Below are 12,415 nucleotides of genomic sequence, written 5' to 3' on the forward strand. Positions count from 1 at the left end.
GCAATACCGACTACGAGGACTTGTTGATGAAGCGCGATTACAAGGCATCCCTGAACACCCTGCCGGGCAGCAGCCCGGAACGATTTTTCTCCGGGGAAGTGCCGGCATCCAGGGCCACGCAGGACCGGATCGAGATTCCGGAGTTCGAGCCCACGCTCATTCCCGAGGGCGACATCAGCGGCGACAGGTTCCTTGACCGCGAGCTGAGCTGGCTGGCGTTCAACGCCCGCGTGCTGGAACTGGCCGAAGACCCCGAGCTGCAGCTACTGGAGCGGGTGAACTTCCTGTCCATCTTTGCCTCCAACCTTGATGAGTTCTTCATGGTGCGCGTTGCCGGCCTGAAGCGCCGCATCGCCGCAGGCCTGGCCGTGCCCTCCCCCGCGGGGCTGAGCCCCCTTGAGGTCCTGGAGCAGATCAGCGACGCCGCCCACGAGCTGCAGTCACGCCACGCGCACGTCTTTGCCAGCCAGATCAGGCCGGCGCTGGCCTACGAGCACATCCACCTGGTCCACTGGGACGAACTGGATGACCCCTCCAAGATTCAGCTGGCCAAGATGTTCGCCGAGAAGATCTTCCCCATTCTCACGCCGCTGGCCGTTGACCCGGCCCATCCCTTCCCCTACATCTCCGGCCTGTCCCTGAACCTGGCCGTGGTGGTCCGCAACCCGGTCAGCGACAAGGAACTCTTTGCCCGCCTGAAGGTGCCGGACCTGCTGCCTCGCCTGGTGCCCCTGGACGGTCCACGCGCCGGCACCGTGCCCGGGCGCGTGGCCCGCTTCATCCCCCTGGAAGAGGTCATCGCCGAGCACCTGGACCAGCTGTTCCCCGGCATGGAAATCGTGGAACACCACAGCTTCCGCGTCACCCGCAACGAGGACCTCGAAGTGGAAGAGGACGACGCCGAAAACCTCCTGCAGGCGCTCGAGAAGGAACTGCTCCGGCGCAAGTTCGGCCCGCCCGTGCGCCTCGAGGTGGCCACGGACATCAACCCGAGCATCCTTGCCCTGCTGGTGCGCGAGCTGGACATTGACGAGACCGAGGTCTATTCATTGCCGGCCCCGCTGGACCTGCGCGGGCTGTCCATCATTGGCAGCATCGACCGCGCGGACCTGCGCTACCCCAAGCACGTGGCCCACACCTCCCGGGACCTGAACGCCTCGGAAACCTCCAAGGCCGCCAACGTGTTTGCCGCCATGCGCCGCCGCGACATCCTGCTGCACCACCCCTACGATTCCTTCTCCACCTCCGTGCAGGCATTCCTGGAGCAGGCGGCCGCGGACCCCAAGGTGCGTGCCATCAAGCAGACCCTGTACCGCACCTCCGGCGACTCCCCCATTGTGGATGCCCTGGTGGATGCCGCCGAGGCCGGCAAGCAGGTCCTGGCCCTGGTGGAGATCAAGGCCCGCTTCGATGAGCAGGCCAACATTTCCTGGGCCCGCAAGCTCGAGCAGGCCGGCGTCCACGTGGTGTACGGCATCGTGGGCCTGAAAACCCACTGCAAGCTGTCCCTCGTGGTCCGCCAGGAGCAGGACGGCCTGCGCCGCTACTGCCACATCGGAACAGGCAACTACCACCCCCGCACGGCCCGCTACTACGAGGACCTGGGGCTGCTGACAGCCGACAACCAGGTGGGCGAGGACCTGTCCAAGCTGTTCAACCAGCTGTCCGGCTACGCGCCCAAGTCCACGTTCAACCGCCTGCTGGTGGCCCCGCGCTCGGTCCGATCGGGCCTGATTGAGCGCATCGACGCCGAGATCGCCAACAAGAAGGCCGGCCTGCCGGCCCGGGTGCGCATCAAGGTCAACTCCATGGTTGACGAGTCCATCATTGACTCCCTCTACCGGGCCTCGCAGGCCGGCGTGGAGGTTGGCGTGATTGTGCGCGGCATCTGCTCGCTGCGTCCGGGCGTGCCCGGCCTGAGCGAGAACATCACCGTGCGGTCCGTGCTGGGCCGCTTCCTGGAACACTCGCGTGTTTTCACCTTCGCCAATGGCGGGGACCCCGTGGTGTACATCGGCTCGGCAGACATGATGCACCGAAACCTGGACCGCAGGGTCGAGGCGCTGGTGCGGCTGTCCAACCAGGAAGACATTCACGAGGTCAACTCCCTCCTGGACCGGTACCTGGATCCCGGCACATCCAGCTGGCACCTCGATGAGGACGGCGAATGGCAACGCCACCACCTCGACGCCGATGGAAAACCCCTGCTTGACGTCCAGTCATGGCTGCTTGCCAGCCGTTCACGTCCGCGATCCGCACTGCACCGGTAATGCGCAACACTGAACACCTTGAGGATGCCGTGGAGGACTTCACAGGCGTTTCCATCTACGCAGCAGGCGCCCTGTGCTGGCGCGTCAAGAAGAGGAAACTCGAAGTCCTGCTGATCCACCGCCAGCGCTACGACGACTGGTCCTGGCCCAAGGGCAAGCTGGACAAGGGCGAGACCCTTGCCGAGTGCGCCGTGCGGGAGGTGTATGAGGAGGTGGCGCTGCCCATCACCCTGGGCATCCGGCTGCCCTCCATCCGCTACGCCGTGAAGCCGGGCCTGAAGGAAGTCCACTACTGGGCTGCCGCGGTGGATGACATGCCGCCGCTGCCCGACGGCAAGGAAGTGGACGCCGCCATCTGGTGCAGCCCCACCAAGGCGCGCGGCCTGCTGTCCAACCCCTCCGATGTGGAGCCGCTGGATGCCCTGCTGGCCGCACATGAGGCCGGCACGCTGGACACGTGGCCCCTGCTGGTCATCCGGCATGCCAAGGCCAAGCCGCGGTCCTCGTGGACCCGGGCCGAGGGCGAGCGTCCGCTGGCCGCAACGGGAAAGCGCCAGGCCCTGTACCTGCAACGGCTCCTGATGTCCTGGGGTCCGGGCCGGATCCACACGAGCGGCTGGATGCGCTGCATCTCCACCATCTCCCCCTACGCCCAGGCCACCAAGGCCAAGGTGAAAGTGGTGCCATGGCTGACGGAAGCGGACCACAAACGGAACCCCGCCAAGGCTGCCTCCGTGGTGGAGAAATTGCTGATGCGCTCCAGCGCCACCGCCCTGTGCACGCACCGGCCCGTCATGCCCACTGTGTTGGCCACCCTGGCCAACCACATGGGCCCGGAACTGGCCGCGGCACTGCCCGTGCATGACCCCTACCTGGCTCCGGGCGAGGTCCTCGTGGCCCACGTGTCCGTCGCCGAACCGGGCCGCATCGTGGCACTTGAGCAGCACAAGCCCTACGAGGACTGACACCGCACCCGGGCGGGATGTGCCCCGGAAACATGCGGATTCCGGGGCACCTGGATGCCCCGGATGTAGCAATTCGACATGCACTTGCCCATTGGGGACCTTCGGTACGTAACATTGGAGCGAATAAGGGATTTCGCTTGCCAACGTCGCCGCAAAGGATATATAGCATGCCGTCACTCGATTCGCTGCCAGTATTGGACTTCTCCCGGCTCAGTGCCGGCCCGGAGGAAGCCGCCGCGTTCCGCAATGACCTGCGGGATGCCATGCACGAGGTGGGGTTCCTGTACCTGTCCGGCCATGGCGTGCCCCAGGAACTCACGGACGCCATGCTTTCGGTGTCCCGCCGCTTCTTTGAACTGCCCGAGGAAGTAAAGCTCGCCGTGGAGAACATCCACAGCCCCCAATTCCGCGGCTACACCCGCATGGGCGGCGAGCTCACCGACGGAGGCGTGGATTGGCGCGAGCAGATTGACATCGGGGTGGAGCGCGACACCGTGGCGCCGGGCCCCGGGGTGCCTGACTACTGGCGGCTGGAGGGCCCAAACCTGTGGCCCGAGGGATTGCCGGAGATGCGCGCCGTCGTCTCCGAATGGACCGAGCGGCTCAGCGCCATCTCACTGGAACTGCTGCGGTCCCTGGCGCTCTCGCTGGGGGCGCCCGAGGACACCTTTGATGCGGCGTTCGCAGCCCAGGCATTCCCCTTGCTGAAGATTGTCCGCTATCCGGGCGAATCCAACCCGGATCCCGTGCAGGGCGTGGGATCCCACCGCGACGGCGGCGTCATCACGCTGCTCCTCGTTGAGCCCGGCAAGGGCGGCCTCCAGGTGGAGTACCAGGGCCAGTGGATCGACGCGCCGCAGGTGCCCGGCACCTTCGTGGTGAACATTGGCGAGATGCTCGAGTTGGCAACCAACGGCTACCTCAAGGCCACCCTGCACCGCGTCATCTCGCCGCTGCGTGGCAACGACAGGATCTCCCTGCCGTTCTTCTTCAACCCGGCCCTTGACGCAACCATGCCCCGGCTCGCCGCCAGCCCGGAATTTCAGGCCAAGGCACGCGGGGTGTCGGCCGACCCGGGCAACAGCCCGATCCTGTCGACCTATGGCGACAACGCCCTTCGCTACCGGCTCCGCGCCCACCCCAACGTGGTTGCCGCCCAGCATGCGGACCTGTTGACGGACTAGTTTCAGAACGGCAAACCCCGGTTCCTCGTTCCACTGGCATTCTTTGTACCGTACACTCGACACAAAGATCGTCAAGTCATGGGGGAAGTGATGGATCCGAATCCGCTGGCACCAACGTTTCTGGAGATGCTCATTCCGTTTGGGCTGCCTCTTGCACTCGTGTGCGTGCTGCTCTATTCCATTATCCGCTTTGCCGTGTGGACGCCCCGCGGCGGCCCGCAACTGCACCAGGTGAGAAAGCACGCGTACTGGACCGGACTCATCGCCTGGATGTTCAGCAGCTTGGCAGCAGCGGGACAGAGCGGCACCTACCACTACGGACAAGCATCCCAGCCTGGCAGTCCGTGGGCATCAATTCCGTGGTTTGCACTGCTCGGACCGGTGGCTGCCGTCATCGCCATCCATGCGTTGGGGCAGGCAACCTGGCCGGCACCCAAATCCGCCAAGCGAGTGGCCACCCTGGAATTTCGGCGGGTCCGCGACTACGTCCCACCCGCACTGGGCTGGACGGTTCTAGGGTCGTTCCTGCTCACCGCCTCCGTCATTCCATTTGTTGCTGCAACCCGGGGATTCCAGGCCGTTTCCTCACCCCCTCCCGGCACCCTGAGCGCCTGGACCATGGGGAAGGTGGACGGCTGGGTGCTGGCAGTGGCATTGACGCTGCCATTGCTTCTGCTGGCGGCCGGCACCCTGCTGGTCATGCGGCTCATTGCCTCACGCAGGTCCCTGGAAAGCCTGACGCCCGAGCAAAACAAGACGCTGCGAATCATTGGTATGAACCGGCTGCTGCGGCTTTCAGCCACTGTTGCCTCCGGGTACTCCGCAATTGCCGGGAACTACTTGTCGCAGCCCAGGCCGGGGTCGGACACCATGTCCTACACGAACTGGCTGGGGCTGGTGAACATGGCCGTGTTGGCGACGATGTTCTTTTGGAAGCCACCGACCCTCGAGCTGGCTACGTCTTTTCCCGACGCTGAACACGCGCGTCCGTTCCGGCCCAGCAGGGAGAGCTTCAGCGCGGCTCGACTCATGGATTCCACGGCCGTCGTCCTCGTTCCATCGGCCGCAGCCGGCGCCCTGCTCGGCTACGCCTTGCGGGATTGGCTGGGATGGATGGGAAGCATCTCGCTGCCCATGATCTTCATGGTCTTTTCCTATCTGGCCCTGGAAATGGTCCTGGTGCGCAACTACGGGTCGAGGGCGGGTTCACACAGTGGGGACCGCCCGCCACTGGAGGCGCCCCTGCCCGCATGGGTCCACGTCGGCTTTGGGCTGAGCGCACTGGCACTGGCCGCGGCCATCGTCTATGCCGTGGCATCCTCCACGTCGGTGCCGCCTCGCCGGTGGGACGGCTTCCCTGCACCGTGGGCAATCTGCGTGGTCCCGTGCATTTTGGCGGTTGCCATCCTTCTGGCGGGATTGGCCGCGGGGTGGGTGGTGCGTTCGCGCCCGGCGCTGGTCAATGTTCCGGCCATTTTGGATGCAACCCTGCGCCGCCGGTCGCTGTTTCGGATCGCCCGAACGGTCACCAGCTGCTGGTTCGCGTTGGCCGGCCTTGTGCTGACCATGGCTGAGCCGCCCGCCACCAGCCATCCGCACACCCTGCAGGTCGATCTCTCCGTGGTTGCCGCCCTGTGTTTCGCCTTGGGGGCAATTGCCTTGTTCCTTCCGGTCAGGGCCTACAGTCCGGCGGATGTCTCACCCGAGGGCTCGGACAAGCCAAGCATGAGCAAGTAGCACCATGGAAGCACAGATCGTCATTGACCTGACCACGGCCACACCACCCTACGAGCAGGTCCAGACCCAAATCACCTCTCTCATTGCCGTGGGCAGCCTTCCGCCAGGCACACGCCTGCCCACGGTCCGCAGCCTCGCCGCCGATCTCGGCGTGGCCGCAGGAACCGTGGCCCGCGCCTACAAGGAACTTGAAGCCGCCGGACTGGTCACGACCAACCGGAGGCAGGGAACGGTGGTGGCCGGGTCTCGACAGGCTCGAGAACCGACTGGGCTGCAAGAAACCTCGGAGGTGATGGCCGCCGTCGAACATCTCCTGGATGCCGGGGAACGGGCCGGGCTGGACGGAAGGATGTTGATCTCACTGCTGCAGGGACGCCTGAACCAGCGGGGCTCCCAGTAGACTTGTGGGCGTGACTATTGAGACCCCCTACGAGGACATGCTCCGGGATGTGCTGGCCAACGGCACCCCGAAGTCGGACCGCACCGGAACCGGCACACGCAGCGTTTTTGGCCGCCAGCTCCGCTTTGACCTGAGTGAATCCTTCCCGCTGATCACCACCAAGCGCGTTCACTTCAAGTCGGTTGCCATGGAGCTGCTGTGGTTCCTGCGCGGCGACTCCAACGTGCGTTGGCTGCAGGAAAATGGCGTCAAGATCTGGAACGAGTGGGCGGACGACGACGGCGAGCTGGGTCCCGTCTATGGCGTCCAGTGGCGCTCCTGGCCCACCCCGGACGGCGAGCACATCGACCAGATCACCCAGGTCATGGAGTCCCTGGCAAACAACCCGGACTCACGCCGGCACATTGTGTCCGCCTGGAATGTTGGCGAATTGAAGAACATGGCGCTGCCGCCGTGCCACGCCTTCTTCCAGTTTTATGTTGCCCCCACCGAGGACGGCCGCGGCAAGCTCAGCTGCCAGCTGTACCAGCGCTCCGCCGATACTTTCCTGGGCGTGCCCTTCAACATTGCCTCCTACGCGCTGCTGACCATGATGGTGGCCCAGCAGCTGGACATGGAGCCGGGTGAATTCATCTGGACCGGCGGCGACGTGCACATTTACGACGACCACCTGGCGCAGGTTGCCGAGCAGCTCTCCCGCGAGCCGTACCCTTACCCGCGGCTGCGCTTCACCCGCAAGCCGGAGTCCATCCTGGACTACAGCTTTGAAGACTTTGAGATTCTCGACTACCAGCACCATCCCACGATTAAGGCACCGATAGCCGTATGAGCGAGCCCGCTTCCACCTACCGTTTCAGCCAGCCCATTGTGGGCATGATCTGGGCACAAACCAACCAGGGAATCATCGGCGCCGACGGCGGCATGCCCTGGCAGCTGCCCGAGGACATGGCCCACTTCAAGCGCGTCACCATGGGCCACCCCGTGGTCATGGGCCGGAGGACCTGGGAGTCGTTCCCGGAGAAGTTCCGCCCCCTGCCCGGGCGCACCAACATTGTGGTGACCCGGCAGGAAGGCTGGGGCGCCACACCCGAGGCAAGTGGCGCCGTCGTGCTTGAATCGCTGGAGGAGGCACTCGTTGAGGCGCAGTTCTCCCCCGGCGGCGACGAGGTGTGGGTCATCGGCGGCGGCCAGGTCTATGCCCAGGCAGCCGAGCACTGCAATGTGGCCGTGGTGACGGTCATCAACTCGGACGTTTCCGGTGACACGCAGGCCCCGGGGCTGGGCCAGGACTGGTCATTCCGTGGGGCCTCGCCGCTGGAGGGCTGGCACACCTCCAAGAATGGCACCGAATACCGGATCACCATGTGGGCCAAGGGCGACACAGAGTTCCAGGCCGAGTAGGGCTCATGGGGAGTCCACCCCATCGCCGCACAACGGGCCCACCACTAAGCTCAATGTGATCCTGAACCTGACCTTGTCCCCAAACCCGCGGAGCCACGATGAACGAAATGTTGGGCGCTGATGTTGAAGAATTGCGCGCCCTGGCCAAGGAGTTTTCCGGCAAGTCCCAGAGCCTGACGCAGGCGCAGCGGATCATCGACGGGGCCGTCAATCAGCTCCCCCGCTATTGGCAGGGCCAGGACGCACAGCGGTTTGCCGCACAGTGGCGCGGCCAGAACCGGGCAGTCATTGCCCGCACCGCGTCCATGCTGGATGAAACCGCCGAGCAGCTCAAAACCAACGCCACGGAGCAGGAAAAAGCCAGCTCCGTGGCGAGCCTGGGCGGGCCGTCCGGGGCGCCGGGAACGGGTCCCGGCAGCGCGCCCGGCGGCAAGGGCGATTCGGGCTACCAATATGGCCCGGACTGGCTGGCAGACGGCGACTCGCCGTTCCGGCAGGGCTGGGATGCCTACAACTGGGCCAAACTGATTCCCAACATGCGTGCGGGCCTGTTCGACATTGGCGGCATGCTGACCCAGGCCAACCGTGCAGGATTCTTCAGCGAAGAAGCCTGGAAAATTTTCCGGGCCAACAACGCCTTCAGCCAGTTCGCCAACATGTCATCGGACATGTTTGACGGCAAATGGCACACGGCCTTCAACCTGGCCGAGGACGGCAAGGCCTTCAAATTCTTCAACGGCGCCGGCAAGGTGCTCGGCGGCGTTGGTGTGGGCCTTGATGCCCTTGACAGCCTCAACCACTTCTCAAAGGGTGAAACCGGGGAGGGCGCCTACTCACTGGTCAAGGCAGGATTTGGCGCCGCATCCTTCGCACCCCCGCCCGTGGGGCCGATTGCCGCCGTGGCCAGCGGCGCCCTGTTCCTCTACGACAACGTGCCCGTCATCCACGATTCCGTGAACTACGTTGGAGGAAAGATTGCCGAAGGCGCAGAGGCTGCTGTGGACGCTGTGGCCGACACAGGAAAGAAAGTTGCCAAGTTCTTTGGCTTCTAGGAATTTGGCTTCCAACAATGAGGAGAAATGATCTTGACTCAGGCAACTACGCCCGCTGACCAGGTTTTCCCGGATGCAATCGGCTTCGGTTTTGCCGAACTCGTGGCGCTGCTGAACCTTGTGCGGGGCGACGCCTCAACTGCCAGCGCCGCAGCCCTGCGCATCGCCGATGACCTGGACGACGACAAGGTGCTGTTCGCGGGTGCCTCCTCGCTTGTGGCCCGCGGCTTCGCCACGGTTGAAGAAGGGGGCGAGCTGAGCATCAAGGGCCCCGTTGCTGCTGTGACCCATGCCTTGTCCACGGCCACCCGGCGCATGGAAATTTCGCTCCTGACGGCCGACGGCGGCGACAGCGTCATCAGTGTCGACGCACCCAACTACGGCATCATTCTCCAGCCCCGGGCGTACCTGACCTGGTTCGCCATGGCGCAGAAGCCGGACATCACGGCAGCCGAGGGCAATTTCTGGATCATGCGCAAGCACCTGGAAGAAAACCCGGCCGGCGGTGCCACCATCAAGCGCCGCGAGGACAGCAGCGGCCGGCAACTCCTGCTCAAGCGCGAAGGCACCACCTGGACGGTGGGCTACAACTCCCCCGGCCCCGGGGACATTGAGCCCATTACCGGACTCAGCGATGCCGACGTGCTCGAACGCATCCGCGCGATTCGGCAGGACTAGGCCTTGGCGGCGGATCCCCAGCGCGAATGGCGGGACCAGCAGGCCAAGGCCTGGCACGAACAGGCCGTTGCTGCCGGCCAGAAGCGGGTGCTGCGGCGCGCCAGGAACGGCGAGCTGGTCAGCTACCTGCCCGAGGAGTACGGCGTGGGCCGCAGCGGCCTGGGCCCCAAAATCCACACGGTCTGGGGCCACGCCGTCCTGGTCGCGTGTGAGCTGGTGTTTCTGGGCCTGGTGTTCCAGGCCATCAGCCGCGGCTACGACAGGGTGCCTGCGGGCGCGTGGTTTGCCGTTGCCTTCTTCGGCCTGGTGATCGCCTATTCGGCGTGGAACCTGGCGAAAGAAGCAAAAGCCACCAGGCTGCGCCGCCAACGGGGCCTGCCCACGCCGGCCGAATAGCCGAACCCCGGCACATCCCAGGAACACACAAGCGACGGCAGGACAGCGTTGGACAATCCACAGGAACCATCGAGAAACTACGACCCGAATCCCTTCAACGTGAGCCAGTACGAGGACGAATACGGGCCGGGCGGGGTCCCAAAGGACTACACCTTCCATGGCAAGACACCGCTGCAGAATCCCAACGGCATCCGCGTGGTGAGCGTCTTCATGCTCCTGATGGGTGGTTTCCTGGTTTTTCTAATGATCATGGCAGGCCCGGCCGAGCCGTCGTTTTACGGCGCCGGGGCCATGGCCCTTGGCGCCTGGGCCATGGCCGCCTGGGGGTTCATCATCGCCAACCGCCGGCAGAAGTGGCTCACCGCCAACGGCGTGCCGCGCAAGGACTGGTGACCTTGGCCTGCACCGGAGCAGCCCTCCGAACCGCACGAGCCAGGCAACATCCGGATCCAAAGCTCCATCCCCATTGTCTTCGCCGCTGTTTCCTTGGTGGCCGCAACCACTCCCGATTGGGGACCAGCCATGCGTTCCAAAGCTGAACGGGACCAGCGCTGGCACCAGAAGCAGCGCGAGAAACGCGAGAAGCACGAGCAGCGCCTGCTGCGCGACCGGCAGGCCATGGACTGGCATGATGCGGCAGTTGCCACCGGCCAGAAGCGCTATCTGGCCCGCGCCAACAACGGCGAGCTGATCAGCTACCTTCACGAGGAATACGGAGTCACGCGCGGGCACTCCAACCTGGTCATCAGGACGGTGTGGGGCTGGGTGGTCCTGGTGACAACCATGCTCTTCCTTGTCGGCATGATGGCCTGGATCATGGTGGCTGCCGCCCGCGACACCCCCGGCGGACTTCACGGGGGATACTGGTTTGCGCTGGCAATCTCCCTGCTCCTGCTTTTTGTTGCGGGCCGGTACATGGTCATCGAGGCCAAGGCCACCATTCTGCGCAGGCAACGGGGCCTGCCCACCCCGTCCGGCGGCCCCATGCCTGCCGTGAACCCCGGGCCGGGGAACTACACCCGCTGAGCCCGTCATGGTGGCCGGCCCGGCACCCGCCGGCACAGGGGCGCGGAGGTGCGTCCCGCCGTCGTGCCTGTTCGCAGGGTGAAACGAACTACACCGGATTTGCCCCTCCCCCCTAAACTGGGAGGCATGACCAACAACAATGTTCCTTCCGTCGGCCTGGTTGGCTGGCGCGGCATGGTCGGTTCCGTCCTGGTGCAGCGCATGCAGGACGAGGGCGACTTCGGCGATATCAACCCCGTCTTCTTCTCCACCTCCAACGCCGGCGGCAGTGCCCCCGCGATTGCAGGCTCCGGCGACGCCGGAAAGCTCGAGGACGCCTTTGATATTGACACGCTGGCCAAGCTGCCCATTATTGTGACCGCCCAGGGCGGGGACTACACCAAGCGCGTCCACACCGAACTGCGCAACCGCGGCTGGGACGGGCTGTGGATGGACGCGGCCTCCACGCTGCGCATGAACGACGACTCCATCATTGTGCTGGACCCCATCAACCGTGGCGTCATCGACGCCGGGCTGGCCGGCGGTGTCAAGGATTTTGTGGGCGGCAACTGCACTGTTTCCTGCATGCTCATGGGACTTGGCGGGCTGTTCAAGAACGGCCTGGTCGAGTGGGGCACCTCCATGACCTACCAAGCTGCCTCCGGCGGCGGCGCCCGCCACATGCGTGAGCTGCTGAACCAGTTCGGCACCCTGAACTCCGAGGTTTCCTCCGAACTGGACAACCCGGCGTCGGCCATCCTGGAAATTGACCGCAAGGTCCTGGCCCACCAGCGCGAAGGCATCGATTCTTCGCAGTTTGGCGTGCCGCTGGCCGGCTCCCTGATCCCCTGGATCGACGCCGACCTGGGCAACGGCCAGTCCAAGGAAGAGTGGAAGGCAGGGGTTGAGACCAACAAGATCCTCGGCACCACTGACGCGAACCGCGTGATCATGGACGGGCTGTGCGTGCGCATCGGCGCCATGCGCTCCCACTCGCAGGCCCTGACGCTCAAGCTCCGCGAGGACCTGTCAGTGGCGGAGATTGAGTCCCTGCTGGCCAACGACAACGAGTGGGCCAAGGTTGTGCCCAACACGAAGGAAGCCTCCATGGCGGACCTGACCCCCGTGGCCGCTTCCGGCACGTTGGAAGTTCCCGTGGGCCGCATCCGCAAGATGGAAATGGGCCCCGAGTACATCAGCGCGTTCACCGTGGGCGACCAGCTCCTCTGGGGTGCCGCCGAGCCGCTGCGCCGCATGCTGAAGATCGCCGTCGGCACGCTGTAGCCCTTCCCGAAAAGGCCTCGACGGGCCCGGCCACCTGTGGCCG

The 12,415-nt window shown here is 65.1% G+C and carries 13 protein-coding genes; all 13 read left to right on the top strand.

Translation table 11 applies throughout. The features are described from left to right. The first annotated feature begins 26 nt into the window (after window positions 1–26). The gene (locus PCK14_RS06330; RefSeq protein ID WP_269937605.1) at window positions 27–2,270 is read left to right on the top strand and encodes an RNA degradosome polyphosphate kinase; all 2,244 of its coding nucleotides are present in this window, start codon (window positions 27–29) and stop codon (window positions 2,268–2,270) included. Beyond that, window positions 2,270–3,235, top strand: coding sequence for an NUDIX hydrolase (locus PCK14_RS06335; protein WP_269937606.1), 966 nt, complete (start codon window positions 2,270–2,272; stop codon window positions 3,233–3,235). Before PCK14_RS06330 ends, PCK14_RS06335 begins: the two co-directional genes overlap by 1 nt. A gap of 167 nt (window positions 3,236–3,402) precedes the next feature. Further along, the gene (locus tag PCK14_RS06340; protein ID WP_269937607.1) at window positions 3,403–4,419 is read left to right on the top strand and encodes an isopenicillin N synthase family dioxygenase; all 1,017 of its coding nucleotides are present in this window, start codon (window positions 3,403–3,405) and stop codon (window positions 4,417–4,419) included. A 90-nt stretch (window positions 4,420–4,509) separates the two neighbouring features. Continuing rightward, entirely contained in the window at window positions 4,510–6,156 is a 1,647-nt protein-coding gene (locus PCK14_RS06345) for a hypothetical protein (protein WP_269937608.1), read from the top strand. Between the two features lie 4 nt (window positions 6,157–6,160). Continuing rightward, window positions 6,161–6,556 carry a GntR family transcriptional regulator gene (locus PCK14_RS06350; protein ID WP_269937609.1) on the top strand — a complete coding sequence of 132 codons (396 nt, stop codon included), beginning with the start codon at window positions 6,161–6,163 and terminating at the stop codon, window positions 6,554–6,556. 10 nt (window positions 6,557–6,566) lie between these two features. After that, window positions 6,567–7,385, top strand: a complete 819-nt coding sequence (locus PCK14_RS06355) for a thymidylate synthase (RefSeq protein WP_269937610.1) — start codon at window positions 6,567–6,569, stop codon at window positions 7,383–7,385. Next, entirely contained in the window at window positions 7,382–7,957 is a 576-nt protein-coding gene (locus PCK14_RS06360) for a dihydrofolate reductase (protein ID WP_269937611.1), read from the top strand. The genes PCK14_RS06355 and PCK14_RS06360 overlap by 4 nt, the downstream gene beginning before the upstream one ends. A 98-nt stretch (window positions 7,958–8,055) precedes the next feature. Then, the gene (locus tag PCK14_RS06365) at window positions 8,056–9,009 is read left to right on the top strand and encodes a WXG100 family type VII secretion target (RefSeq protein WP_269937612.1); all 954 of its coding nucleotides are present in this window, start codon (window positions 8,056–8,058) and stop codon (window positions 9,007–9,009) included. 27 nt (window positions 9,010–9,036) lie between these two features. Next, window positions 9,037–9,687, top strand: coding sequence for a hypothetical protein (locus PCK14_RS06370; RefSeq protein ID WP_442864673.1), 651 nt, complete (start codon window positions 9,037–9,039; stop codon window positions 9,685–9,687). 3 nt (window positions 9,688–9,690) lie between these two features. After that, window positions 9,691–10,083, top strand: a complete 393-nt coding sequence (locus PCK14_RS06375) for a hypothetical protein (RefSeq protein WP_269937614.1) — start codon at window positions 9,691–9,693, stop codon at window positions 10,081–10,083. 48 nt (window positions 10,084–10,131) lie between these two features. Further along, window positions 10,132–10,476 carry a hypothetical protein gene (locus PCK14_RS06380; RefSeq protein ID WP_269937615.1) on the top strand — a complete coding sequence of 115 codons (345 nt, stop codon included), beginning with the start codon at window positions 10,132–10,134 and terminating at the stop codon, window positions 10,474–10,476. Window positions 10,477–10,605: 129 nt separating this feature from the next. Continuing rightward, window positions 10,606–11,109, top strand: coding sequence for a hypothetical protein (locus PCK14_RS06385; RefSeq protein WP_269937616.1), 504 nt, complete (start codon window positions 10,606–10,608; stop codon window positions 11,107–11,109). 126 nt (window positions 11,110–11,235) lie between these two features. Beyond that, window positions 11,236–12,372: an aspartate-semialdehyde dehydrogenase gene (gene asd / locus PCK14_RS06390; RefSeq protein ID WP_269937617.1), complete on the top strand. Its 1,137-nt coding sequence runs from the start codon at window positions 11,236–11,238 to the stop codon at window positions 12,370–12,372. Window positions 12,373–12,415: the final 43 nt, after the last annotated feature.

Source organism: Arthrobacter sp. HY1533 (assembly GCF_027568515.1).
Taxonomy (GTDB): domain Bacteria; phylum Actinomycetota; class Actinomycetes; order Actinomycetales; family Micrococcaceae; genus Specibacter.